This window comes from Brumicola blandensis (assembly GCF_031846165.1).
Classification (GTDB): domain Bacteria; phylum Pseudomonadota; class Gammaproteobacteria; order Enterobacterales; family Alteromonadaceae; genus Glaciecola; species Glaciecola blandensis.
On the sequence record NZ_JAVRIE010000001.1, the window covers coordinates 587404 to 611565 of the forward strand.

23 protein-coding genes are annotated in these 24162 nt (G+C 41.8%); 15 read left to right on the forward strand and 8 right to left on the reverse strand.

The window, feature by feature from the left end; genetic code table 11:
- Nucleotides 1-8 precede the first annotated feature (8 nt).
- Nucleotides 9-371 (reverse strand): arsenate reductase (glutaredoxin), encoded by a 363-nt coding sequence (gene arsC, locus RM544_RS02500; RefSeq protein WP_311360197.1) that lies wholly within the window; start codon nucleotides 369-371, stop codon nucleotides 9-11.
- 141 nt (nucleotides 372-512) lie between these two features.
- Here arsC and RM544_RS02505 point away from each other — a divergent pair, with 141 nt between their 5' ends.
- The gene (locus RM544_RS02505) at nucleotides 513-971 is read left to right on the forward strand and encodes a TlpA family protein disulfide reductase (RefSeq protein WP_311360715.1); all 459 of its coding nucleotides are present in this window, start codon (nucleotides 513-515) and stop codon (nucleotides 969-971) included.
- A gap of 31 nt (nucleotides 972-1002) precedes the next feature.
- On the opposite strand, the gene bepA is transcribed toward RM544_RS02505, so the two are convergent.
- Nucleotides 1003-2463, reverse strand: coding sequence for a beta-barrel assembly-enhancing protease (gene bepA / locus RM544_RS02510; protein WP_311360198.1), 1461 nt, complete (start codon nucleotides 2461-2463; stop codon nucleotides 1003-1005).
- A 176-nt stretch (nucleotides 2464-2639) separates the two neighbouring features.
- Here bepA and RM544_RS02515 point away from each other — a divergent pair, with 176 nt between their 5' ends.
- Nucleotides 2640-3722, forward strand: coding sequence for an AI-2E family transporter (locus tag RM544_RS02515; RefSeq protein ID WP_311360199.1), 1083 nt, complete (start codon nucleotides 2640-2642; stop codon nucleotides 3720-3722).
- Between the two features lie 76 nt (nucleotides 3723-3798).
- Here the strand turns inward: RM544_RS02515 and bcp are convergent, their stop codons facing one another.
- Both bcp and RM544_RS02525 read right to left on the reverse strand, forming a co-directional pair.
- The gene (gene bcp / locus RM544_RS02520) at nucleotides 3799-4260 is read right to left on the reverse strand and encodes a thioredoxin-dependent thiol peroxidase (protein ID WP_311360200.1); all 462 of its coding nucleotides are present in this window, start codon (nucleotides 4258-4260) and stop codon (nucleotides 3799-3801) included.
- Complete coding sequence (locus RM544_RS02525) at nucleotides 4238-4798, reverse strand: glycine cleavage system transcriptional repressor (RefSeq protein ID WP_311360201.1); 561 nt, start codon at nucleotides 4796-4798, stop codon at nucleotides 4238-4240. Before RM544_RS02525 ends, bcp begins: the two co-directional genes overlap by 23 nt.
- A 183-nt stretch (nucleotides 4799-4981) precedes the next feature.
- Here RM544_RS02525 and dapA point away from each other — a divergent pair, with 183 nt between their 5' ends.
- From dapA to RM544_RS02545, 4 genes are all read left to right on the forward strand, one after another.
- The gene (dapA, locus tag RM544_RS02530; RefSeq protein WP_311360202.1) at nucleotides 4982-5860 is read left to right on the forward strand and encodes a 4-hydroxy-tetrahydrodipicolinate synthase; all 879 of its coding nucleotides are present in this window, start codon (nucleotides 4982-4984) and stop codon (nucleotides 5858-5860) included.
- Nucleotides 5861-5871: 11 nt separating this feature from the next.
- Complete coding sequence (gene bamC / locus RM544_RS02535; RefSeq protein ID WP_311360203.1) at nucleotides 5872-6972, forward strand: NlpB/DapX family lipoprotein; 1101 nt, start codon at nucleotides 5872-5874, stop codon at nucleotides 6970-6972.
- Between the two features lie 11 nt (nucleotides 6973-6983).
- A complete protein-coding gene (purC, locus tag RM544_RS02540; RefSeq protein ID WP_311360204.1) occupies nucleotides 6984-7697 on the forward strand; it encodes a phosphoribosylaminoimidazolesuccinocarboxamide synthase in 714 nt (237 codons plus the stop codon).
- Nucleotides 7698-7767: 70 nt separating this feature from the next.
- Nucleotides 7768-8631, forward strand: a complete 864-nt coding sequence (locus RM544_RS02545; RefSeq protein WP_311360205.1) for a DsbC family protein — start codon at nucleotides 7768-7770, stop codon at nucleotides 8629-8631.
- A gap of 97 nt (nucleotides 8632-8728) precedes the next feature.
- Here RM544_RS02545 and yfaE read toward each other — a convergent pair whose 3' ends face one another.
- The 4 genes from yfaE to ubiG form a co-directional block, all read right to left on the reverse strand.
- Nucleotides 8729-9001 (reverse strand): class I ribonucleotide reductase maintenance protein YfaE, encoded by a 273-nt coding sequence (gene yfaE / locus RM544_RS02550; protein WP_311360206.1) that lies wholly within the window; start codon nucleotides 8999-9001, stop codon nucleotides 8729-8731.
- A 1-nt stretch (nucleotide 9002) separates the two neighbouring features.
- Nucleotides 9003-10133, reverse strand: a complete 1131-nt coding sequence (gene nrdB, locus RM544_RS02555) for a class Ia ribonucleoside-diphosphate reductase subunit beta (RefSeq protein ID WP_311360207.1) — start codon at nucleotides 10131-10133, stop codon at nucleotides 9003-9005.
- A 35-nt stretch (nucleotides 10134-10168) separates the two neighbouring features.
- Nucleotides 10169-12490 (reverse strand): class 1a ribonucleoside-diphosphate reductase subunit alpha, encoded by a 2322-nt coding sequence (gene nrdA / locus RM544_RS02560; protein WP_311360208.1) that lies wholly within the window; start codon nucleotides 12488-12490, stop codon nucleotides 10169-10171.
- A 475-nt stretch (nucleotides 12491-12965) separates the two neighbouring features.
- Nucleotides 12966-13676 (reverse strand): bifunctional 2-polyprenyl-6-hydroxyphenol methylase/3-demethylubiquinol 3-O-methyltransferase UbiG, encoded by a 711-nt coding sequence (gene ubiG, locus RM544_RS02565; protein WP_311360209.1) that lies wholly within the window; start codon nucleotides 13674-13676, stop codon nucleotides 12966-12968.
- A gap of 246 nt (nucleotides 13677-13922) precedes the next feature.
- Here ubiG and gyrA point away from each other — a divergent pair, with 246 nt between their 5' ends.
- The 9 genes from gyrA to pyrF all read left to right on the forward strand — a co-directional run bounded on the left by gyrA (nucleotide 13923) and on the right by pyrF (nucleotide 24133).
- The gene (gyrA, locus tag RM544_RS02570; RefSeq protein ID WP_311360210.1) at nucleotides 13923-16571 is read left to right on the forward strand and encodes a DNA topoisomerase (ATP-hydrolyzing) subunit A; all 2649 of its coding nucleotides are present in this window, start codon (nucleotides 13923-13925) and stop codon (nucleotides 16569-16571) included.
- Between the two features lie 80 nt (nucleotides 16572-16651).
- The gene (gene serC, locus RM544_RS02575) at nucleotides 16652-17743 is read left to right on the forward strand and encodes a 3-phosphoserine/phosphohydroxythreonine transaminase (RefSeq protein ID WP_311360211.1); all 1092 of its coding nucleotides are present in this window, start codon (nucleotides 16652-16654) and stop codon (nucleotides 17741-17743) included.
- Nucleotides 17744-19027: a 3-phosphoshikimate 1-carboxyvinyltransferase gene (gene aroA, locus RM544_RS02580; protein WP_311360212.1), complete on the forward strand. Its 1284-nt coding sequence runs from the start codon at nucleotides 17744-17746 to the stop codon at nucleotides 19025-19027.
- A 121-nt stretch (nucleotides 19028-19148) separates the two neighbouring features.
- Nucleotides 19149-19835, forward strand: a complete 687-nt coding sequence (cmk, locus tag RM544_RS02585) for a (d)CMP kinase (protein WP_311360213.1) — start codon at nucleotides 19149-19151, stop codon at nucleotides 19833-19835.
- A gap of 86 nt (nucleotides 19836-19921) precedes the next feature.
- Nucleotides 19922-21595, forward strand: a complete 1674-nt coding sequence (gene rpsA, locus RM544_RS02590; RefSeq protein ID WP_311360214.1) for a 30S ribosomal protein S1 — start codon at nucleotides 19922-19924, stop codon at nucleotides 21593-21595.
- Nucleotides 21596-21674: 79 nt separating this feature from the next.
- Complete coding sequence (gene ihfB, locus RM544_RS02595) at nucleotides 21675-21953, forward strand: integration host factor subunit beta (RefSeq protein ID WP_311360215.1); 279 nt, start codon at nucleotides 21675-21677, stop codon at nucleotides 21951-21953.
- A gap of 29 nt (nucleotides 21954-21982) precedes the next feature.
- The gene (locus RM544_RS02600) at nucleotides 21983-22243 is read left to right on the forward strand and encodes a LapA family protein (RefSeq protein ID WP_311360216.1); all 261 of its coding nucleotides are present in this window, start codon (nucleotides 21983-21985) and stop codon (nucleotides 22241-22243) included.
- Complete coding sequence (lapB, locus tag RM544_RS02605; protein ID WP_311360217.1) at nucleotides 22244-23416, forward strand: lipopolysaccharide assembly protein LapB; 1173 nt, start codon at nucleotides 22244-22246, stop codon at nucleotides 23414-23416.
- A 3-nt stretch (nucleotides 23417-23419) separates the two neighbouring features.
- Nucleotides 23420-24133: an orotidine-5'-phosphate decarboxylase gene (pyrF, locus tag RM544_RS02610; protein WP_311360218.1), complete on the forward strand. Its 714-nt coding sequence runs from the start codon at nucleotides 23420-23422 to the stop codon at nucleotides 24131-24133.
- Nucleotides 24134-24162 lie beyond the last annotated feature (29 nt).

Sequence of the window (24162 nt, forward strand, 5' to 3'; positions counted from 1 at the left end):
TAGACAGTCTATTGTGTTTTGGCAATGCACTGTACAATATTTTCTAAGGGGCGACCGATTGCAGCATCTTTATCATTGCTTAGGATCGGGCGTTCAAGCAGTTTGGGATATTTTGCTATGGCTTCAAATATTTGTTGATTCTCTGAATCTTTGCTTAAGCCAGCCTCTTTAAATTCTTTTTCTTTGGTGCGAATCATGTCGATAGCATTATCAATGTTGAGTGCGTTAAATAGCGTCTTGATTTCTTCCAAGGTAAGTGGAACCTTTAGGTATTCTCTGATGTCTACTTCTAAGCCTGTTTGGCTTATATAATCTACTGCTTGCCGACTTTTGCTACATCTAGGGTTGTGAAGTAGTGTAAAATTAGCCATATTAACGGATTTCCTATTGTGTCTAATTGACGTTCAAAAAATAAAAAGCCTTAAGTTAATCTTACGGTATGCGTCAGGCTTTGAGCGATATTTATAAGGCGTAAAATACCATTAAACGTTTGGGAGTTACCATTGAAAAAAGTGTTTTTGTATGTGTTTGTTGGCATGCTGTCGTTATCTATTGGCGTGGCATATCAAATATACAGTCAAACCGACTTCTCTACTTTAGAGGGTAAAAGCTATACCTTTAAGGAACTTCAAGGCAAATGGCTGGTGATCAATTATTTTGCCGAATGGTGTGCCCCGTGTTTACGAGAAATTCCTGAACTCAATGAGTTTCACCACACAATGCAAGAGCAGGGTGATGTGGTGCTATTTGGTGTTAGTTATGATGCAATCCAAGACCATGAATTGTCCTTGCTAGCCGAAAAGTATGATATTCAGTTTCCATTGATCAATGAACTTGATACAGCTATGCCTTTTGACCCCCCTAAGTATTTGCCAGCTACTTACCTTATTAGACCGGATGGGACTCTAGCGGGGCAATTGCTCGGAGAACAATCCCAGCAGTCATTGCTAGAAGCGATTCAAGCAAAGTAGCCCGTCTAATCCTCAGTAGACCTCCACTGGCTTATAATCTCTCTAAGGTTTCCATACGATTGCGGAACTGCTGGATTCTCGCTTTAATTCTTTGTTTCTCTAAGTAATCTTCACCCGTTTCGTTATAAGCGAAATTGAGTTCATCTATTGCTTGCGGGTATGCCAATACAAGGCTAAAACGTTCGGCGCTCGCTTTGTACATTTCCCTTTTTTGACCCGTTCCAGTATAGGCATCAATAAGCAAGGTGTACGATAAGTAGTGTTCTGGATCGACTAGTAGTATATCTCGTAAAATTTGAATAGCCGGCGCAAACTGCTGGTCTTTTATCATTGCATTTGCTAGGTTCAACGCGAGTACCTTATTCTGTGGCTTGAAAGACCAAATCGGCTTAAGCAACTCGATTGCCTTCTTAGGCATATTTCGTTGAATATAAACGTCAGTCATGGCATCCAGATAAAATAAATTTTCTGGTTGATTGGCCAGCAACTCACTCAATATTTGATAAGCTGATGCATACTGTTCAGCTTCGAAATAGGATAATGCTAAGCCATATAGCGCAGCTTCTCTTATGACATATTGTTGATTTTGAAGTTGATAAGCAAAATAACTAATATTACGTTGTGGATTGCCCTCATATCTAGCGATAACACGCGCCTTAGCTAATTGAAATTGAAGGCTGGGAGGAACAGAACGACTGCCATAGGTCGCTGCTCTTGCACGCGTTTCAGAAATTCGATTCTCTGGCACTGGGTGAGTACGCAAGAATTCTAGTTCCTTACTGCTACCTCTGTTTTGCACTGCTAATTTACCAAAGAATGCAGGGGCACCCTGAGGGTCAAAGCCAGCTCTTGCAAGCATTGCGATGCCAATATTGTCGGCTTCTTGTTCCATGTTTCGAGTATAGTTTATTCGACTCTGTGCAGCACCTGCATTTCCCGCACTGATTGCTGCAACACCGGCTTCAGGATCTGCCATGGCTAATAATATTCCGCCAATCAGTGTCGCAATTTGCAATGGGGCGCTGCGTTTCTGCGCTTGGTTAGCCCGTGCTAAATGTCGTTGCGTTACGTGAGCCACTTCGTGGGCAAATACTGATGCTAGTTCACTTTCACTGTCTGCTTGAGTAATAAGGCCGCTATGAATGCCGACGTGGCCACCAAAGAATGCGAATGCATTTATTGTCGAATTATTGAGTGTAAAAAACGTAAATGGAAACTTTGCATTGTCAGCTTGAACAACAAGTTTGTTTCCCAAGTCTTGGATATATTCGTTTAAAACCGGGTCGTGAATGATAGGTGCTTGACCTCTCAATTGGCGCATAATGGCATTACCCACCAGGACTTCTTTATCAATCGTGAGAGTGTCTGAGGCAACAACGCCAATTTCAGGAAGCTTGTTTTTATCGCTATTAACACTCTGGCTGCTAGCAATAATTGGCAGCGAAAAGCAGGTAAGCACGATGAATAATTTACGAAAAGTAATATTGCGCATGAAAATAGTTTCAAATTCCTTTGTAGTTTCACAATGAAGAACGGTCTCATCTTCTTTAATACTCAGTATAGACCGATATAGTACAAGATAGTTTCAGTAAATCTGGTTTTCATACGAAACTAGGTTTACCATAAATGCATCAGAGCAATAAATCAAAATATAGGAATACTTTATTCATGTTCGGCGTTTTCGATAGATGGTACAAACGCAAGTTCTCAGACCCTAATGCAATGATGCTTTTGTTGTTGATTATCATATCAACAGTCGTATTGCTTGTCTGGGGTGGCATTTTAATGCCTGTTATTGTCGCTGCCATTATTGCTTATTTACTTGATTGGCCAGTAACTCGATTAAATAGACGCGGGATGAATAGAACCCTCGCTACAGCACTTACCCTAGTGGTGTTTATATTAGTGAGTATTTTGCTATTAGTCGGTCTTGTGCCCGTAATATCAAAACAGAGTGTCAATCTTGCTCAAGAATTACCCCTTATTTGGGATTCTGGTCAACGTTGGTTAACAAGTTTGCCAGAAAAGTACCCTGATTTAATTCAAGTTGATTACATAAAAAATACAATGGACAGCGTTAACGAACATCTTGTCGACTTGGGACAACAAGTCATCAGTGTATCGGTGAGTTCTATTGGTAACTTAGCAGCCTTGTTGATTTACATGATATTGGTACCCTTGATGGTATTCTTTATGTTGAAAGATAAGCAGATTTTTTTACAAAGCATTTCAAACATCTTACCAAAGGAACGCAGATTAATTACTCAAGTAGGTGAAGAAATGAATTTGCAAATTGCGAATTATATCCGCGGCAAAGTCATTGAAATCATTATTGTAGGTGGGGTCTCATCCGCAGCATTCGCTTTTATGGATTTACGCTATTCATTACTGCTTGGCGTGCTGGTTGGTTTCTCCGTTCTCATTCCTTATATTGGTGCGGCGGTAGTTACCATACCGGTGGCCATTGTTGCATTGTTTCAATTTGGGCTCAGTTCTGAATTCGGGTACCTGATGCTGGTGTATGCAATAATTCAAGCCTTAGATGGTAATTTACTTGTTCCTGTCTTGTTTTCTGAAGCCGTGAGTCTGCATCCACTTTATATCATCATAGCGGTGTTAGTCTTCGGTGGCATGTGGGGTTTTTGGGGCGTGTTTTTTGCAATCCCCTTAGCAACCTTGGTAAAGGCTGTGATCACGGCCTGGTCTACGCCAGTGCCAGAACAAGTTGATGAAGAAACGCCGTTAGCGTAATAAAAAAACGCGCTTTTTGTTTGGCGCGTTTCTCGATTATCGACTGCACTGGTCGTAGAAGACCAAGCACTAGTAGTTAAGCTAGTAAATCCAGTACCGCTTGGTGATGATCTTTCGTTTTAAACTTATTTAACACATGGCTAATTACGCCACTTTCATCGATAAGAAAACTCATACGATGTATCCCATCATACTCTTTACCCATGAATTTTTTGAGTCCCCAAACACCAAAGGCGTCGGCAACAGCATGATCTTCATCAGATAAGAGGGTGAAGTTTAGAGATTCTTTTTCTATAAATTTAGGTAGCCGTTTCACTGCATCAGGGCTGATGCCAAGTACAACCACGTTCTTGCTATCAAGCTCAGCTTTAACGTCACGTAAATTTTGGGCCTGAATGGTACAGCCAGGTGTCATTGCTTTCGGATAAAAGTACACCAATACTTTTTTACCTGAAAAGTCGTTTAGGCTGACATCTTCATTATCTTGGTTTTTAAGGACAAACTCGGGGGCTTTGTCACCAGCTTTCAATGTGTTCATTTTCTTCCTTAACTTCGTTATGGGTTACTTTACCTGACAGTCCCAAGGAGCACATCAGGGTTTTAACTTCGCTATCAAAAGCAATTAAATCGACTTCTTTGGGCGCACTTAGCACCATCTTACATTTTACAGACTGCTTATGCGTCGTCATGTCTGTAAAGGTCTTTTGCCTTAGGGCGCTGACAGATACTTTATTGTTCGCCAAAAACGTGGTGACTTTTTGAATCAAACCAGCAGTATCTTCGCCTGCAAATTCGAGATGGACTAGTTGTTCCAAATTCTGTTTTGCATGTCCGCTTGTACGCTTAATCATTGATAGAAGATCATGCTCAATACAGAGTGCTGATAAGGCCATTTCTAACTTCGTGATTGCAGATAAAGTACCTTCAACAATCATGGATAGTGAAAAGTCTTGGCCATAAATAGCGTGTCGGCTATCCAAAATGTTACAACATTTTTCGTGCACGCAAGCGCTTATTTCGCTCAAAATGCCGAGCTTGTCAGGACCTAAAATATTGACAATGACTTGATGTTTCATAGTGAATTTTTTTTGCAATAAAAGAGGCCGCAGAGTGTAGCATAGCTCTTTGCTGTGTCATATTTTTGGATGAAAATTAGACGATTAGAAGAAGAACAAAAAAAAGTACCCAGTATTACCTATATAAGCTTGTGTTTATGGGCTTTGAACACTAACATGACGGGCAAGTTTTAAGGGGGAATAATGTTTAAAGGAAGTTATGTTGCCTTGGTCACTCCAATGCACGCTGACGGAAAAGTCGACCAACGCAGTTTGGAAGCCTTAGTAAAGTTTCATATCGACAATGGCACTCACGGCATCGTTGCTGTTGGCACCACGGGTGAAAGTGCGACATTGCCTTTTAACGAGCACATAGATGTTGTCAAAGACGTAGTCAAACTGGTAGATAAAAAAATACCCGTTATGGCAGGCAGTGGCGCAAACTCGACAGCTGAGGCTATCTTTTTAAGCGAACAAATGGCTGACACGGGTGTTGACGGTTTCTTAAGTGTCGTCCCTTATTATAACAAGCCTCAACAGGCTGGTATGGTTGCTCACTTTGAAGCAATCGCTGACGCGACAGATATTCCTTTGATGTTATATAATGTACCCGGCAGAACCGTAGCCGATATGCTGCCTGATACTGTTGCTCAACTCGCTGAACATAAAAACATAGTCGGTATTAAAGACGCAACTGGCGATTTACAAAGATATGCGACGACGAAAGCACTAGTCCCTGACGATTTCTTGTTCTTCAGTGGCGATGATGAAACTGGATGCAATTTCATGTGTGAGGGTGGTGACGGCGTTATATCGGTAACGGCTAATGTTGTTCCCCAAGCGATGAGCAAAATGTGTAATGCTGCATTGAAAGGGGACGTTGAAGCGGCGCAAATGATTAACAAAGATATCACGGAGCTGCATCGTCAGCTCTTTATCGAACCAAATCCAGTTATGCCCAAGTGGGCGTTGTATAAAATGGGTTTAATCGAAGACGCTTTTTTAAGACTTCCTATGGTATTGCCTGAACTTAATAGTAAAAATGCAATCGAAGAAGTCCTAAGCGCGTTGAAATTAATTTAGTTAGGTTTTTAATGAATAGTAAAGTCATAGGTTTAAGTTTGTTCGCCCTTGCTGTAAGCGGGTGTGCCAGCAAAGAAGAACGTCAAATAGCATCTGGTAGTTATCAGTATTTAGAAGCCTCACAACAAAAAGTGTTGGAAGTCCCTGCTGAGTTAGATACACCGCAGTTTTCCAGACGGTATGAGCTTCCTGAGCTAGGTGAAAATGCTGATCCAAGTCTGGTAGGCGAACGCCTAAAAGTTGTTTCACCAGCGTTAATATTGCCGCTTGTGGCTGGTTCACACGTCGAGGAAGGTTCAGAAGATGCGAAAGTATTGTTTGATCAGATAGATGATAGCGAACCATTGCAAAAAACCGTTTGGGATACTGTCCTGAAGTATCTCGAAAAAAATCAAATTGGCGTTGAAAGTTTCGAACCTGACAATCGCTTATTGGTCACTGATTGGGTTGTTGAGATGGTAGAAACTGAAAGTGCATGGTATGACTTTACAGATAGTTTTAAACCAGTCAGAAAGAAATTTAAGTTCACAATGAATGTGGCACCTCACGGAAGAACCGCTTCGTTAAAAAGTAATTTAATTGCTTACGAAGATCCGGAAGACAATAAAACACTCTCTCAGGTAGATGTGATAAGTAAAAGAAATGAAGAGTCAGCATTTTTGAATTCTGTGATAGCTGAGTATGACTTTGGTCTGCGTTTGGCTCGTACTCAAAGAATCGCCATGATTCGTCAAGGTTTTGATAGTAATATGGGCTTTAATGAAGACGGTGAACCCGCCATCATGGTTGATGCTGAATATGAAAATACATGGCCACGTCTGTTGCTCGTTTTGAGAAAAATGGGATTTGATGTAAAAGACTTAGACCAATCTACCGGTTTGTTGTTTGTTCAATACACTGGAGCTGAACAGTCATGGTGGGGCAACCTATTCGGTTCATCTGAAGGCTTACAAATTGAGAAAGAAGACTATCGTTTGAAGGTCAGTGATGTCGGTGAGAAAACGGCAGTCACTTTTATGAACGATGAAAGTGCACCTTTTGATACCAAATTAATTACAGAAGTGTTTGCACCGTTTAAAGAGTATATGGGCACTGAAAATTTAGATATTTAGGAATAGGGTAGATGCAAAAGAAAGATGAGTTGTACCGCGGGAAGGCTAAAACTGTATTCCTAACAGATAGTGATGACAAGTTGGTGTTGTTTTTTAGAAACGATACCTCTGCATTCGACGGTGAAAAAATTGAACAGCTTGAGCGTAAAGGTGAGGTGAACAACAAGTTCAATCACTACATTATGCAAAAATTAGAAGCTGCGGGTATTCAAACACAGGTCGAAGAATTACTTTCTGACGCAGAATGTTTGGTGAAAAAGCTCGATATGATACCGGTTGAGTGTGTCGTCAGAAATATCGCTGCCGGTTCAATGGTCAAGCGTTTGGGCGTAGAAGAGGGTTTGGTCCTTAATCCTCCAACGTTTGAATTCTTCTTGAAGAATGATGCATTACACGACCCGATGGTGAACGATTATCATATTACCGCTTTTGGCTGGGCGACTCAGGACCAAATTGAGGAAATGAAACGACTGACTTTTGCTGTCAATAATGTGCTCAAACCATTATTTGAAGAAGGCGGTATGCTGCTGGTCGATTACAAACTAGAGTTTGGGCTCGACGCCGATGGCAACATCGTTTTAGGTGATGAGTTCACACCAGATGGTTGTCGTTTGTGGGATAAGGAAACGCGTAAAAAATTAGATAAGGATCGATTCCGTCAGGGTTTGGGTTCAGTTGTCGAATCATATATCGAAGTAGCAAAACGTATAGGTTTAGAGCTGTAAAACTATGCTAACATTTTTCATTTAAGAGTAGCTCAGGGCTACTCTTTTTGTTTCAAAACAGGAAATAAACATGTTTAAGAAAACGCTATTGGCTCTTTTTTCAATGACGCTTATGTCATGTGGTGATGCGACAAACGATGCAACAGCGGATACCGCTGCGACTGCAGAAGTCAGCCAATCACCAGGTGTCAATTCAGGGATAGTCGATAAAAGTCTTAGTTTAGACGAAGTTAAAGCGAATTTAGCGGCGGCAAATGTCAGATTTGGTGGTGCTAATATTGTTGTACACAGAGAGCTTAGTGAACTCAATTTACCTGGCCTTTACGAGGCATCCATTGATGGACAATCCCTTGTTGTAACTAGCGATGGAAAAACTGCAATTGTCGGTGATGTTTTCAGCTTATCTACAATGACGAACCTAACCCGATTGGAAAAACAAAAAGGTCAAGTCGTGCTTGCTGAACAAGAAATTGCGAAGTTGGATGAAAGCGACTTTGTGACTTATCCCGTCAGTGGAACAAAAGTCGGACAGCTATATGTGTTTTCTGATACGACCTGCGGTTATTGTAAAAAGCTGCACCTAGAAATTGAAAATTATCAACAAGCGGGTATTGAAGTTAAATATATACCTTATCCACGCAGTGCATTAATGGATGGTGAGCCAGCCTTTGAAAGAATGAAACAAGTCATGTGTGCTGAGGATAAAACAAAGGCGATGACAGAAATTAAAGCAGGTACTGATAATGGTGCATATGTGAAAGAGTCTTATCCTGACAGCTGTGTAGATAGCATCAGAAAAGGTCAGTTAGCAGGACGTAAAGTTGGATTAGAGGGAACCCCCCTCATGTACCTAGTTGGAGCTGACATCCAAATAATTCCTGGTTATCAAGCTTCAGAGAATGTTATTTCCTTATTTAAAAATAGCAGCAAATAAATTGTCTAAATAAAAAAGCCCGAGTGGACTTATCTCCTCTCGGGCTTTTTGTTATCTGCGCATAAATAAGAAGCTGGCTATGTAAATTGACCTAACCTTAGTAGAGCTTTATTTCGATATCAGATGTAGGTTTACAACAACAGGCTAGGATCTCATCGTCATCAATAAAGGCGAGGGGATCTGTTTGATATTCAACATCGCCTGAAATTAACTTTGTTCGACAAGCACCACAGTAACCTTCTCTGCAATGATAATGCACCTCTACTTTCTGCTTCTCTAAATGAACCAACAAGCTAGTGTCGTCTTCAATAATATATTGTGAGTCCGAGTGTTCTACTCGGACTTTGTACGTCCCTGATTCTTCAGACACCTTACAGTTCAAACGCCTCGAAGTCGTCTGATGCAACTTCACTGTCTATTTGGCCTACCAAGTAAGAGCTTATCTCAGTTTCCTGAGGTGCAACTTGGACGTTATCTGAATTCAAATAGTTATTCATCCATGGTAGCGGGTTACTTTTCACATCGAAAGGTTGCCCCATACCTATTGCTGCCATCCTATGGTTAGCAATATATTCTACATACTGGCTAAGAATCTCTTCATTTAGGCCTAACATTGAGCCATTCTTAAACAAATAGTGAGCCCATTCTTTTTCTTGTTGAACGGCTTTTAAGAAAATCTCTTTGGCTTCTTCGTGGCATTCTTCAGCGATTTCAGCCATTTCTGGATCATCTTTGCCTTTCGCCCACAAATTTAGAACGTGTTGAGTAGACGTTAGGTGGATATTCTCATCTCTGGCTATTAAGCGTATGATTTTTGAATTGCCTTCCATCAACTCTCGCTCGGCAAATGCAAAGGTACACGCGAAAGAAACATAAAAGCGGATAGCTTCAAGCGCATTCACAGAGTTCATGCATAGATATAGTTTCTTTTTCAGCTCGCGCATGGTGATAACAATTGTTTCACCATCCACTTCGTGTTCACCTTCACCTTTGGTTTGCCAAAGCTGTGTAGCAAAGATTAGATCGTCGTAGTACTTAGAAATATCAGTTGCTCTCTTCGCTATTTCTTCGTTTACCACGATATCATCAAAGATTTCACTCGGGTCAGTAAAAAGATTCCGCAATATGTGCGTGTAAGAACGAGAGTGAATAGTCTCAAAGAATGACCATGTTTCGACCCAAGTTTCTAATTCAGGAATAGAGATGATAGGTAAAAACGCAATGTTAGGGCTTCGGCCTTGAACTGAGTCCAACAAAGTTTGGTACTTTAAGTTCGAAGTGAAGATATGTTTCTCAGCATCAGTCAGCTTTTGAAAGTCCATTCTATCTTTACTTACATCAACCTCTTCTGGTCGCCAAAAGAAAGAAATTTGTTTTTCGATTAGCTTCTCAAAAATAGGGTGCTTTTGCTGGTCATAGCGAGCCACGTTTACCGGATTACCGAAAAACATTGGCTCTATCATTGTGTTATTACTTTCTTGATTAAAAGTCGTGTATTTCATTTTTATTTAGTCACTTATAGGATTAATCAATCAGGTTAAATTTTACATGCGCCGCCGGCACAATCGTCATCTTCTTCAATTACGACTTCTTGCACTGGCTTATCTACCGCCTCGGCAACGTAGGCCTTATCAGTACTGTCGGTAGCACCATCTCGGGTGTTATGGTAATACAAGGTTTTCACACCAAGCTTGTAGGTTGTTAATAGGTCTTTCAACAAGACTTTCATCGGTACCTTGTTTCCTTCGTACTTACTTGGGTCATAACTCGTATTAGCCGATATCGTTTGGTCGATAAATTTCTGCATGATGGCTACTAACTGCAAATATCCATCGTTAGATTTGATATCCCATAACAACTCGTAGTCATTCTTTAGATTTTGATAATCAGGAACAACCTGCTTCAAGACGCCGTCTTTACTAGCTTTTATACTAATATGACCGCGTGGTGGTTCAATACCGTTTGTTGCATTTGAAATCTGAGAAGAGGTTTCAGACGGCATTAGGGCTGAAAGAGTACTATTTCGTAAACCATGTTTTACGATATCTGCACGCAGAGTATCCCAATCGTAATGCAATGGTTCATTGCAGATACCATCCACATCTTTTTTGTAGGTGTCTACTGGCATTAAACCTTGTGAGTAGGTTGTCTCATTAAATTTAGGGCAAGCACCTTTTTCTTTCGCTAATTGCATAGACGCTTTTAGCAAATAATACTGCATTGCCTCAAATGTTCTGTGCACAAGGCCGTTGGCACTGTGGTCGCTATATTTCACACCATTCTTAGCGAGATAATAGGCAAAATTAATAACACCCACACCTAAAGTTCTTCGACCCATTGTTGCATTGTAAGCAGCTGGAACAGGGTAATCTTGGTAATCTAATAGACTGTCTAGCGCTCTTACTGCCAGATCCGATAGCTCTTCAAACTCATCTAAGCTCTTAATTTCACCGAGGTTAAAGGCAGAAAGAGTACAAAGCGCAATTTCACCTTCTTCATCGTTTACGTGCGATAAAGGTTTGGTTGGAAGGGCAATCTCTAAACATAAGTTACTCTGGCGAACAGGCGCAACTTTTGGATCAAATGGGCTGTGAGTATTACAGTGGTCAACGTTTTGCAAATATATACGACCTGTACTTGCACGCTCCTGCATAAACAAACTGAATAGTTCGATCGCTTTGATACGCTTTTTGCGAATGCTGTCATCAGCTTCATAAATAGCATACAAACGTTCAAATTCATCCTGGTCCGCAAAGAAAGCATCATATAAACCAGGCGTATCTGAAGGGCTGAACAAAGTGATGTAGTCATCCTTGATCATGCGGGTATACATTAACTTGTTAAATTGAACACCATAATCGAGGTGTCTAACGCGGTTCTCTTCTACGCCACGGTTATTCTTCAACACCAATAGTGATTCGACTTCCATATGCCACAGTGGATAGAACAAAGTTGCAGCACCACCACGAACACCACCTTGTGAACAACTTTTGACAGCTGTTTGGAAGTATTTGTAGAACGGAATACAACCAGTGTGGAATGCTTCACCGCCACGAATTGGGCTCCCTAAGGCTCTAATTCGACCAGCGTTTACACCGATACCGGCTCGTTGACTCACGTATTTTACGATAGCTGATGCAGTCGCATTGATTGAATCCAAGCTATCGCCTGCTTCGATGAGTACACAAGAGCTGAACTGACGAGTAGGGGTTCTTACACCAGCCATAATTGGCGTAGGTAGTGACAATTTAAAGGTAGATGCCGCATCGTAGAAGCGCTTGATATAATCCAAACGGCTTTCTTTCGGGTATTTCGCAAATAAACACGCAGCTACAAGTACATATAAAAACTGTGCACTTTCATAAATTTCGCCGCTAACGCGGTTTTGAACTAAATACTTTCCTTCAAGCTGCTTCACTGCGGCGTAGCTGAAGTTCATGTCTCGCCAATGATCGATGAAATCGTCCATTTGTTCAAATTCTTCTTTCGTGTAGTCGACCAGCAGATGATCGTCATATTTCTTCGCTGCAACCAATTTAGTGACATGGTCATACAGCGCTGGCGGCTCAAATTGGCCGTAAGCTTTTTTACGAAGATGGAAAATGGCCAGTCGAGCAGCAAGGTACTGATAATCAGGAGCATCAGTTGAAATGAGGTCGGCCGCTGATTTGATCATTGTCTCGTGAATTTCAGCTGACTTAATACCGTTATAAAACTGAATTTGTGCCTTTATTTCTACTTGAGATACTGAAACATCACTTAAGCCTTTTGCTGCCCATGTTACTACTTTGTGGATTTTGTCTAATTCGAGAGGTTCTTGAGTGCCATCTCTTTTTGTTACTAGCAGAGTGTTATTCATTTTTTATCGCTCTATGTGGTCGTCGCCGCTTGCGCTTAGCGTGTTTTAGTTCCCTTAATGCTTAATTCGCCGAATTCTTCTGACCTTAAGGTACTGTCAGGATTTGCTGAACGCTCTTATTGGGCGTCTTTGTGCATATTAAGAATGAGTGCCTAACTTGCCAAATTATGTATGACATTTGAGACTTATTAGATCACAGGTCGTAATTAAGTAAACACAAGATAGTGAGGTTTTGATGCTTATGCAACCCAATATATAGTGATTTTTACGTTTACTGACACTAGTTAATTTTAGGTTGGTATCTACTAACGTTGGGAACAAAACAAAACAAGGCTTATGTGTGTTGCAAGAAAAATTTAAAAATTAATTTTGAGCTAAATTAATTTAATCTAAAAAGCAGTTATTTATTCCTAATTGTTTTAATAAAAACACCTTATATAGTGTTGATTTTTCTATAACTCACTACATCTGGTGTTTACAGCGGTTTTTGACAATGAATGATGTAATTTACATCTACATTCTTCTTACTGAGGTAATATTGTTGTTTCAATGGATCAAGGTGTAAGCCTGTTATGTCTTTAGATACCAAAGCACTATTTTCTATCCAACTAGTTAGTTCTGCAGGTCGAATGAATTTAGCATGGTCATGCGTCCCTTTGGGAACCAAGTTCAGCACGTACTCAGCGCCAATAATGGCCATTAACCAACTTTTTATATTGCGATTTAAGGTAGAAAAGAAAACATCTCCGCCAGGCTTGACCAGATTGGCACAAGCGTTCACAACTGAAGTAGGGTCAGGGACATGTTCGAGCATTTCTAAGCAGCAAACGACATCAAAATGACCGGGGTCCTGTTCGGCCTTTTGTTCAGCTGAACAATATTCATAGTGCACCTGCAAACCGGATTCCAAACCATGCAGTTTAGCGACTTCAAGCGAGTCTTTTGCTAAGTCTATTCCCGTGACTTCCGCACCCAGTTTCACCATAGCTTCAGATAGGATTCCGCCACCGCACCCTACGTCTATTGCTTTTTTTCCGAACAAGCCACCAGACTTTTCCTCTATAAAGGAAAGTCGAATGGGATTTATATCGTGAAGTGGCTTAAACTCGCCGTTTAAATCCCACCATTTTGACGCTAGTGCTGAAAATTTTTCAATTTCGTTGTTATCGACATTAACTGACGGCATGCCTTCCTCTTCTATTTATGCGATTTAAGGGCGTCTTCACGCGGGATTGCATAATTCATCAAATTTTATGTAATTATTATGACATAAATCTACATATTCAACAGTCTTAATGATAATATCTTGAGGCTGAATAAAGTGGGTTATAAAAATAACAAGTGAGTGCGTCGCAACAGATTAACGTTCATTTAGAGAATGAATAGCATCAGTTAGTGATTCCTCTACAAATAACAAAGGACAGTGCAGTTCATGACTGATAACGCTAAAGAAATCCTACCGATTAATATCGAAGATGAATTAAAAAACTCTTACCTCGATTACGCGATGAGCGTTATCGTTGGCCGAGCATTACCAGATGTAAGAGACGGTTTAAAACCTGTGCATCGCCGCGTTCTATTCGCGATGAACGAATTAAAGAACGATTATAACAAACCCTATAAGAAGTCTGCGCGTGTCGTAGGTGATGTTATAGGTAAATATCACCCTCATGGTGACTCCGCGGTGTACGACACTATCGTCCGTATGGCCCAACCTTTTTCATTGCGTTACATGCTTGTCGACGGTCAAGGAAACTTTGGTTCTGTTGATGGTGACTCAGCCGCGGCAATGCGTTACACCGAAATTAGAATGGCTAAAATCGCACACGAATTGTTGGCTGACCTTGAAAAAGAAACCGTCAATTTCGTTCCAAACTATGACGGCCAAGAACATATTCCCGAAGTTTTGCCAACGAAAGTACCTAATCTATTAGTAAACGGTTCCTCAGGTATTGCTGTTGGTATGGCAACCAACATTCCACCGCACAATTTAACCGAAGTGATTAATGGCTGTATCGAGCTCATCAATAATCCAGAACTCACTTTTGAAGAACTGCTCGATATTATCCCTGGTCCAGATTTCCCAACGGCTGCAATTATCAGTGGTCGTAAGGGCATCATCGACGCCTACAAGACAGGACGAGGAAAAATTTATCTTCGTGCACGAGCGGAAATTGAACAAGAAGACAATGGTAAAGAGACCATTATTGTTCATGAGATTCCGTATCAGGTAAACAAGGCTCGATTGATTGAAAAAATCGCAGAGCTAGTGAAAGAAAAACGTGTCGAAGGTATCTCAGCCTTACGGGATGAATCAGATAAAGACGGCATGCGCATCGTTATTGAAGTCAAACGTAATGAATCTGCGGAAGTCCTATTGAACCACTTATATGCCAACACGCAGTTGCAAACGGTGTTTGGTATCAACATGGTTGCCCTTGATAATACGCAGCCACGTGTATTTAATCTGAAAGATATTTTACAAAAGTTCATACTACACCGCCGTGAAGTCGTGACCCGTCGTACCGTTTTCGAATTGAAGAAGGCGCGTGACCGGGCACACATCCTTGAAGGTTTAGCAATTGCACTGGCAAATATCGACCCCATTATTGAGTTAATCAAGAAGTCGCAGAGCCCGTCTGACGCGAAAAAATCACTTATCGCTCAGGGGTGGGACTTAGGTGATGTGGCTGAGATGCTAGCGAGAGCGGGCAACGATGCAGCTCGCCCAGATTGGTTAGCGCCAGAGTTTGGTATTCGAGATGGTCAATATTTCCTAACGGAAGAGCAGGCTCAGGCCATTCTTGACTTAAGACTGAATAAATTGACAGGTCTTGAGCATGATAAAATTCTTGAAGAATACAAAGCCTTGCTTGATATCATTGCAGAACTATTGCATATCCTTGCTAGTTCAGAGCGTTTGATGGAAGTTATTCGTGAAGAGCTTGAGGCTGTAAGAGAAGAGTTTGGTGACGAACGTCGTACCGAAATTACCGCAGCGAGTCATGACATCGATATTGAAGACTTAATAGAAAGAGAAGATGTTGTTGTTACATTGTCACGCGAAGGTTATGTCAAATATCAGAAGCTGTCTGATTATGAGGCGCAACGCCGTGGTGGTAAAGGTAAGTCGGCTACGAAGATGAAAGATGAAGATTTCATTGAGAAATTATTAGTCGCAAACACACATGACCATATCTTGTGCTTCTCAACGCGTGGACGTTTGTATTGGCTGAAAGTTTATCAATTGCCGCTTGCAAGTCGTAACGCAAGAGGAAGACCTATCGTTAATATTCTACCTCTTGAAGAGGGCGAACGTATTACAGCTATATTGCCTATCCAAGAATTTGAAGCGGGCAAATACGTTTTCATGGCAACAACCAATGGTACAGTGAAGAAAACCGAGTTAACTCAATATTCACGTCCGCGTGCTAACGGTATCATTGCGGTGAACCTGAATGACGGAAATGAGCTAATTGGCGTCGACTTAACTGATGGCAGCAGTGAAATCATGCTGTTCTCTGATGCGGGTAAAGTAGTCAGGTTCTCAGAAGACCAAGTTCGCCCTATGGGCCGAACTGCAACAGGTGTTCGCGGTATTCGTTTGATGGATAATGAGAAAGTCGTTTCACTCATCGTTCCTCAAGGGGAAGGTGACATCCTAACCGCCACTGAAAATGGTTTTGGTAAACGCACACCCATCGGTGAATATCCTGCTAAGAGCCGAGCGACTAAAGGGGTTGTTTCTATTAAAGTCTCTGAACGCAATGGTTTAGTTGTTGGCGCTATTCAAGTAGACGAAAGCAAAGAAATCATGTTGATCAGCGACCAAGGCACTCTAGTAAGAACGCGAGCGTCTGAAGTGTCTACAGTAGGCCGGAATACGCAAGGTGTACGTCTGATTAGAACTGCTGAGGATGAAACAGTGGTTGGCTTGCAACGTATCGACGAAATCGAAGATGAAGGTGTAGAGCTAGATGAAGATGGTAATCCCATTGTAGTCGAAACTGCAGATGCTGCTGAAGATGCAACCAATGCTGAAGGCACTGCAACACCGGATGACGCGCCTGACGCTGAATAGTGAATTGTTCGATAGCCGAATAATTTGAATTAGATAAGCGGCATGGTGCCGCTTATTTTTTTTGTGGAAAGTGAAAGTAGATGCAAAATATATTTAATTTTAGTGCCGGACCAGCGATGCTGCCAAAAGAAGTTATGCAGCAAGCGCAAGATGAAATGCTAAATTGGAGAGGATTAGGCACCTCAGTAATGGAGGTAAGCCACCGAGGCAAACCCTTTATAGAGGTAGCAGAAAAAGCAGAAGCCGATTTGCGAGAGCTTTTATCTATTCCATGTAATTACACTGTGTTGTTTATGCAAGGTGGTGGCCGAGGTCAGTTTTCAGCTGTACCGATGAATATTTCAAAACAAGGTGGTGTGAGCCAACATTTGTTAACTGGTCAATGGTCAGTCTCAGCTGAGGCTGAGGCGAGAAAATATACCAAAACTGAAATACTCGCTGAGTCGGCATTAGTCGATGGCAAAATCGTTGTGCCGGATCAAACGCTATGGTCCATATCTGATCAGGCTGATTATTTTCACTATTGTACCAACGAGACGGTTGATGGTGTGGAAATTGACTGGGTACCTAAATCGGACAACGATGCCGTACCCATTGTGGCAGATATGTCTTCCAATATTTTATCTAAACCTCTTAACATTGAAGAATACGGCGTCATATATGCCGGAGCTCAAAAAAATATTGGTCCGTCGGGTTTAGCGTTGGTCATTGTACGAAACGATTTGATTGGCATCGAAAGAGAACAAACTCCTTCTATTTTCAATTACCAACTGCAGGCAAAAAGTGGTTCGATGTACAACACGCCTCCAACCTTTTCATGGTATTTAGCTGGGCTCGTATTCGAGTGGCTGAAAACCAAAGGGGGGTTAGCGAAGATGGCACAGAGGAACCAAGAGAAAAGTGAGCTTTTGTACCAGCAAATAGACAGCACTGGTTTTTATAAAAATAACGTCCATGAGAGCTTCCGTTCAAAAATGAATGTGACCTTTCAATTGCAAGACAGTAGCTTAGATGCGATGTTTTTGGAGCAAGCGGAGTCACATGGTTTAGTTGCGTTAAAAGGGCATCGAGCTGTAGGCGGTATGCGAGCAAGTATTTATAACGCTATGCCACTTGAGGGTGTTCAAGCATTAGCGGGTTTTATGAAAGAATTTGAAAGGAAACATGGATAAATGGAAAGTTTAACTTTAGAACCAATCAATGCAGTTGCAGGTGAAGTCAACGTACCAGGTTCAAAAAGTCTATCTAATCGTGCACTATTGCTAGCGGCAGTATCGACGGGTACAACGACACTCACTAACTTATTGGACAGTGACGATATACGACACATGCTTAATGCTCTATCTGCTCTTGGCGTGCAGTTTGATCTTAGTCCAGACAAAACGAAATGTACCGTGCAAGGCATGGGTGGTCGATTCTCGTGTGAAAAAGAGCTCTCTTTGTTCTTAGGGAACGCAGGCACAGCTATGAGGCCTCTTTGTGCGGCTTTAGCATTTTCAGATGTGAATGTTGAATTGACCGGTGAGCCGCGCATGGAAGAACGCCCTATTGGTGATTTAGTTGACCCACTAATCGCATCAGGCGCCCATATTACGTACTTAAAAGAAACTGGTTTTCCACCCTTAAAAATCCAAGGTCAAGCAATAGATGCTTCCCGTTTGGAGGTGGATGGTACAGTCTCCTCACAGTTTTTGACTGCATTACTTATGGCAGCTCCATTGCTCACCAATGATTTGGAAATAGTGATTAAAGGGGAATTAGTGTCGAAACCCTATATCGACATAACACTAAAAACGATGCAGGCGTTTGGTGTCAGTGTCGACAATAATGAATATAAGTCTTTCCACATTTCAGCAGACGCACAATATCAATCACCGGGTGAATTTTTAGTCGAGGGTGACGCTTCATCTGCTTCTTACTTTTTGGCGGCAGCGGCAATTAAAGGTGGCACGGTAAAAGTGACCGGAGTAGGAAAAGCTTCTATTCAGGGCGATGTTGCGTTTGCTGATGTACTTGAAAAGATGGGCGCGATAGTAGAGTGGGGCGATGATTTTATTCAAGTGACAGGTGCACCACTAAATGCTGTTGATATGGACATGAATCATATTCCTGATGCCGCCATGACTATTGCTACAACGGCGCTGTTTGCAAAAGGCACGACACGCATATCAAATGTGTATAACTGGCGAGTAAAGGAAACAGATAGATTGCACGCAATGGCAACTGAATTGAAAAAGGTGGGTGCTAGCGTCGTAGAAGGCCATGACTTTATCGAAGTCACTCCTCCTACAACTGGATTACAGCATGCTAGTATTGATACCTATAATGACCATCGCATGGCAATGTGTTTTAGCCTCTTGGCCCTAGGTGATGCTGGAATTACCATCAATGATCCAAAGTGTACGGCGAAAACCTTCCCGACTTACTTCCAGACGTTTAGCACCATCTCGAGATAACACGTACGTTTAAGTGAACTTTTTATGATATCGCTCAGTGCAATTACTATAAGGCATTGCACTGAGCTTCTATGCGCGTATAATTGCCGCGTTTTTTCGGCCATGCAGATACGGAGCAATTATGGATAAAGTCCCAGTAGTTACAGTCGATGGGCCAAGTGGCGCGGGCAAAGGAACGCTCAGTACCCTTATTGCCGAACATTATCATTGGCGATTCTTAGATAGCGGTGCTATCTATCGAGTGCTTGCAGTTGCAGCCACTCACCATGGTATTAGCCCGGACGATGAGCTTGGTATCGTGCCACTCGCGTCAAGCTTAGATGTGACTTTTGAAACGATTAACGGCCATACCAGAGTGATTCTGGAAGGCGAGGATGTGTCAGACGATATACGCACCGAGGACGTTGGTGCATTGGCATCAAAAGTCGCCGCATTACCAACCGTTAGAGAGGCCTTATTGCGTCGTCAACGAGCATTTGCTGAGGAGCCAGGTTTAGTTGCAGATGGTCGCGATATGGGCACGGTTGTTTTCCCAAATGCCGATGTGAAAATATTCCTAACAGCTAGCGCCGAAGCCAGAGCGCAAAGACGCTACGATCAGTTGAAAGACAAGGGCTTTGATGTTACACTTTCGCGCCTTTTATCTGACATAGAGGCTCGTGACAAGCGAGATTCGGGCAGATCTGTTGCTCCTTTGGTGGCAGCGAGTGATGCTTTAGTACTTGATTCTACTTCAATGAGTATTAAGCAAGTGCTTGATAAAGCAAAGGATTTCATCGATTCCAAATTGTTTGGTATTGATGTTTAAAGCAGTTGCCAGGACGACGACTGTATTATTAACAACCCCGTAATCCTATGGATGATATTACGGATTAAAAAAGACTATCAAATAAAATGACTGAAAATTTTGCAGAGCTTTTTGAAGAAAGCTTACTACAGCTAGAAACTCGCCCAGGCGCAATTGTGAAAGGTACAGTAGTATCTATCGATAAAGACATCGTTCTTGTTGACGCCGGCTTGAAATCAGAAAGCGCTATTCCAGTAGACCAATTCAAAGCAGCAGATGGTTCTCTTGAAATCGCCGTTGGTGATTCAGTAGACGTTGCTCTTGATGCAGTTGAAGATGGTTTCGGTGAAACTATCCTTTCTCGTGAGAAAGCTAAACGCCACGAAGCGTGGGTTGAACTTGAAAAAGCTTACGAAGAAAAAGAAACGATTAAAGGTATCATTAACGGTAAGGTTAAAGGCGGTTTTACAGTTGAAGTTAATACTGTACGTGCGTTCTTACCTGGTTCACTTGTTGATGTGCGTCCTGTTCGTGAAACAGTACACCTTGAAGGCAAAGAATTAGAATTTAAAGTTATTAAGCTTGATGCTAAGCGTAATAACGTTGTTGTTTCTCGTCGTGCGGTTATCGAAGCAGAGAGCAGCGCAGAACGTGACCAACTTCTTTCTAACTTGGAAGAAGGTGATGAAGTTAAGGGTATCGTTAAGAACTTAACTGATTACGGTGCGTTCGTAGATTTAGGTGGCGTAGATGGTCTTCTACACATCACAGATATGGCTTGGAAACGCGTTAAGCACCCAAGTGAAATTGTAAACGTTGGTGATGAAATCAACGTTAAAGTACTTAAGTTCGACAAAGAGAAATCACGTGTTTCTCTTGGTATGAAGCAAATGGGCAACGATCCATGGCAGGAAATTGCTAATCGTTACCCAGAAGGCGCTAAATTAAGCGGTGCTGTGACTAACCTAACTGACTACGGTTGTTTCGTAGAAATCGAAGACGGTGTTGAAGGTTTGGTTCACGTTTCTGAAATGGATTGGACTAACAAAAACATCCACCCATCTAAAGTTGTTAACTTAGGTGATGTTGTGGAAGTGATGGTTCTTGAAATTGACGAAGAACGTCGTCGTATCTCTCTAGGTCTTAAGCAGTGCATCGACAACCCGTGGGAAACATTCGCTAAGTCACACGAAAAAGGTGACAAAGTGTCTGGTAAGATCAAGTCTATCACTGACTTTGGTATCTTTATCGGTCTTGACGGTGGCATCGACGGTCTTGTTCACTTATCTGACATTTCATGGCAGAAAACAGGTGAAGAAGCGGTTCGTGACTATAAGAAAGGCGATGAAATCTCAGCTGTTGTTCTTCAAGTTGACCCTGAGCGTGAGCGTATCTCTCTTGGCGTTAAGCAAATCGAAGAAGACCCATTCAATAAGTATCTGACAGATAACAAGAAAGGTGCTATTGTTAATGGAACAGTAATCGAGGCCGATGCTAAAGGTGTGTCAGTACAACTTGGTGAAGAAGTTGTTGGTTATATCCGCATTGGTGACCTTGCACGCGATAGAGTGGAAGATGCAAGTGAAGTAGCGAAGGTTGGAGATTCAATCGAAGCTAAGTTCATGGGCGTTGACCGTAAGAACCGTGTTGTAAACCTTTCTGTTAAAGCAAAAGATCAGGCTGATGAAAAAGAAGCTCTTGATCAAGTTAACAATCAAGGTGAAGACGCTGGTTTCGCTAACGCGATGGCAGAAGCATTTAAAGCTGCTAAAGGCGAGTAATGCAATTCGGAGCGGCAGTTCCTGTCGCTCCAATTTCTTCCCGGTTGCTTGACTTCATTCTTATATAGGAGATTTTTTTGTGACCAAATCAGAACTTATCGAACGTTTAGGCGAAAAAGCACAGCACCTTCAAGGTAAAGAGCTTGAACTCGCAATCAAAGAATTACTAGAGCAAATGGCACAGACCCTTCAACGCGGCGACCGTATTGAAATTAGAGGGTTTGGTAGTTTCTCATTACATTACCGTGCACCACGAACTGGCAGAAACCCAAAAACGGGGGAAACAGTTGAATTAACAGGTAAGCACGTACCACACTTCAAAGCAGGCAAAGAACTCAGAGACAGAGTTAATCTGTAATCAGGAAGACGGTTGAATAGGGTGCATCGATGAAAGGAATAATCGTTTTTGTTGTCATAATTTTGCTGTTTATGTTTGCGATTGTCATTGGCTCTCAAAATACCCAAATTATTTCCGTTAATTACCTTATAGCAAAAGCCGAGATGAGAGTGGCTACCTTTATGGTCATTTCTTTGGCCATTGGTTTCGTTATTGGTTTCTTATTAATGCTTTTACGCTTCTTGGCGCTAAAGATGCAGAACAAATTGCTGCAGAGACGCATTAAGAAACTTTCAAAAGAAAATAGTTAAATGTTAGAGGCTCTCTTTCTTGCCTTACCAGTCGCCGTTGCTTATGGCTGGGTAATGGGGCGCAACAGCCTTCGTAAAGCACAACGTAAACAATCCTCGATATTATCTAAGCACTATTATAAAGGGCTGAATTTCTTGTTGTCCGACGAGCCAGATAAGGCAGTCGACACCTTAATGAAAATGATCAGTGTAAATAATGACACTGTTGAGACCCACATCGCGATGGGTAACTTTTTCCGGCATCGGGGCGAGTTAGACCGTGCTATTCGCGTGCATCAAAACTTAATTAGTCGTGACGAAATCAGCAGCAGGCAAGAAGCACTCGCACTTGTTGAGTTAGGGACTGATTATCTTATGGCTGGCTTTTTAGAACGTGCCGAAGGTGTTTTCTTGCAGTTGCTAGAGCAGACTCAGCATTTTGATCTTGCACAGCAAAAACTATTTAACATTTACCAAATTACCAAAGAGTGGAATAAGGCAATAGATTTAGCCAGTGCGAGTATACAAATAACGCCAAATGACAAACATTTGTACGTTTTGCTTTCACACTTCTACTGCGAACAAGCAAAATTATTGCTCGAAGACGAAAATGTCGATGAAGCTAGATCATTTTTGAAGAAAGCAATTGTAATCGATGGCAGCCAAGTCAGAGCGTGGCTAGACCTTGGGCGTTTGGCCTTAGAGTCTGGAAATTACAAAGAGGCGTTTAATTATTTATCCGAAATTCCTAAACGAGACCTAGACTGGTTGAGTGAGGCTGTTCCACTGTTGGAAGAGTGGGCAGCTAAATGTGATGGCTGGGAAGAATTAGATAAGCTTCTTGAACCCTACTGGCAAAAATGTGCATCCTCTTATATTGCCAAAGTAAACATTATTGCCAAACGTGGTGAAAATAATCTTGCGATTGATACCTTAAATACGCAATTGCAGAAACATCCAACAATGCGCGGATTTAAAACGCTACTGAGTTTATATCAGGAAGACTTTAAGGAAAGTGAGCAAGCGCAAAGAAGCATTGAGCACCTGAAGTCTTTACTTGATAAACAAATCGGTCAACGACCTAAGTATCGTTGCCATAGTTGTGGTTTTTCCGGGCGTCAATTGCACTGGTTATGCCCTTCATGTAAAACATGGTCAAGTAATAAGCCTATAAAAGGGCTAGATGGAGAATAAAAAATGAAAATTAGAGACGCAAAAGTCATTGTTGCTCTAGATTTTGATGATGTCACTCTTGCCAATGACTTAATAGCAAAACTCGACCCTAATGCATGCCGTTTGAAGATAGGTAAAGAAATGTTTACCTACTTTGGCCCAGAGTGGGTAAAGCAAGTTATTGAGATGGGGTTTGATGTATTCTTAGATTTGAAATTTCATGATATTCCTAATACGGTGGCAAAAGCTTGTAAAGCGGCCGCATCACTGGGTGTGTGGATGGTGAATGTGCATGCTAGCGGCGGTGAAGTCATGATGAAAGCCGCGAAAGAAGCCTTGGATTCTGTGTCAGGCCGCCGCCCTTTACTAACGGCAGTGACGGTGCTGACAAGTATGGATCAAGAGCAGTTAGACGCCGTGATGGGTAATACGCCCATTCAAGAGCAGGTGAAAAAATTGGCTTTGTTGGCGCAAAATTGTGGTCTTGATGGAATAGTTTGTTCTGCACAGGAAGCAAAAGCACTGCGCACCCTTGTTGATCCGAATTTTGCCCTAGTGACTCCAGGTATACGTCCAGAAGGCAGTGACAAAGGAGATCAAAAACGCATTGCCACACCTAAAACTGCGATGGCTGATGGCGTCAGTTATTTGGTCATTGGCCGTCCAATTACTCAATCAGATTCACCATTAGATAGTTTGGATGCTATTAATCAGAGCATTATTGACTATTTAAGATGATAGTTTGTTTTGAATAAGCATAAAAAAAG

Excerpts from the sequence above, each read along its gene's own strand:
- arsC (WP_311360197.1), bottom strand. The coding sequence starts at position 371 with ATGGCTAATTTTACACTACTTCACAACCCTAGATGTAGCAAAAGTCGG.
- bepA (WP_311360198.1), bottom strand. The coding sequence starts at position 2,463 with ATGCGCAATATTACTTTTCGTAAATTATTCATCGTGCTTACCTGCTTT.
- RM544_RS02515 (WP_311360199.1), top strand. The coding sequence starts at position 2,640 with ATGTTCGGCGTTTTCGATAGATGGTACAAACGCAAGTTCTCAGACCCT.
- bcp (WP_311360200.1), bottom strand. The coding sequence starts at position 4,260 with ATGAACACATTGAAAGCTGGTGACAAAGCCCCCGAGTTTGTCCTTAAA.
- RM544_RS02525 (WP_311360201.1), bottom strand. The coding sequence starts at position 4,798 with ATGAAACATCAAGTCATTGTCAATATTTTAGGTCCTGACAAGCTCGGC.
- dapA (WP_311360202.1), top strand. The coding sequence starts at position 4,982 with ATGTTTAAAGGAAGTTATGTTGCCTTGGTCACTCCAATGCACGCTGAC.
- bamC (WP_311360203.1), top strand. The coding sequence starts at position 5,872 with ATGAATAGTAAAGTCATAGGTTTAAGTTTGTTCGCCCTTGCTGTAAGC.
- purC (WP_311360204.1), top strand. The coding sequence starts at position 6,984 with ATGCAAAAGAAAGATGAGTTGTACCGCGGGAAGGCTAAAACTGTATTC.
- RM544_RS02545 (WP_311360205.1), top strand. The coding sequence starts at position 7,768 with ATGTTTAAGAAAACGCTATTGGCTCTTTTTTCAATGACGCTTATGTCA.
- nrdB (WP_311360207.1), bottom strand. The coding sequence starts at position 10,133 with ATGAAATACACGACTTTTAATCAAGAAAGTAATAACACAATGATAGAG.
- nrdA (WP_311360208.1), bottom strand. The coding sequence starts at position 12,490 with ATGAATAACACTCTGCTAGTAACAAAAAGAGATGGCACTCAAGAACCT.
- ubiG (WP_311360209.1), bottom strand. The coding sequence starts at position 13,676 with ATGCCGTCAGTTAATGTCGATAACAACGAAATTGAAAAATTTTCAGCA.
- gyrA (WP_311360210.1), top strand. The coding sequence starts at position 13,923 with ATGACTGATAACGCTAAAGAAATCCTACCGATTAATATCGAAGATGAA.
- serC (WP_311360211.1), top strand. The coding sequence starts at position 16,652 with ATGCAAAATATATTTAATTTTAGTGCCGGACCAGCGATGCTGCCAAAA.
- aroA (WP_311360212.1), top strand. The coding sequence starts at position 17,744 with ATGGAAAGTTTAACTTTAGAACCAATCAATGCAGTTGCAGGTGAAGTC.
- cmk (WP_311360213.1), top strand. The coding sequence starts at position 19,149 with ATGGATAAAGTCCCAGTAGTTACAGTCGATGGGCCAAGTGGCGCGGGC.
- rpsA (WP_311360214.1), top strand. The coding sequence starts at position 19,922 with ATGACTGAAAATTTTGCAGAGCTTTTTGAAGAAAGCTTACTACAGCTA.
- RM544_RS02600 (WP_311360216.1), top strand. The coding sequence starts at position 21,983 with ATGAAAGGAATAATCGTTTTTGTTGTCATAATTTTGCTGTTTATGTTT.
- lapB (WP_311360217.1), top strand. The coding sequence starts at position 22,244 with ATGTTAGAGGCTCTCTTTCTTGCCTTACCAGTCGCCGTTGCTTATGGC.
- pyrF (WP_311360218.1), top strand. The coding sequence starts at position 23,420 with ATGAAAATTAGAGACGCAAAAGTCATTGTTGCTCTAGATTTTGATGAT.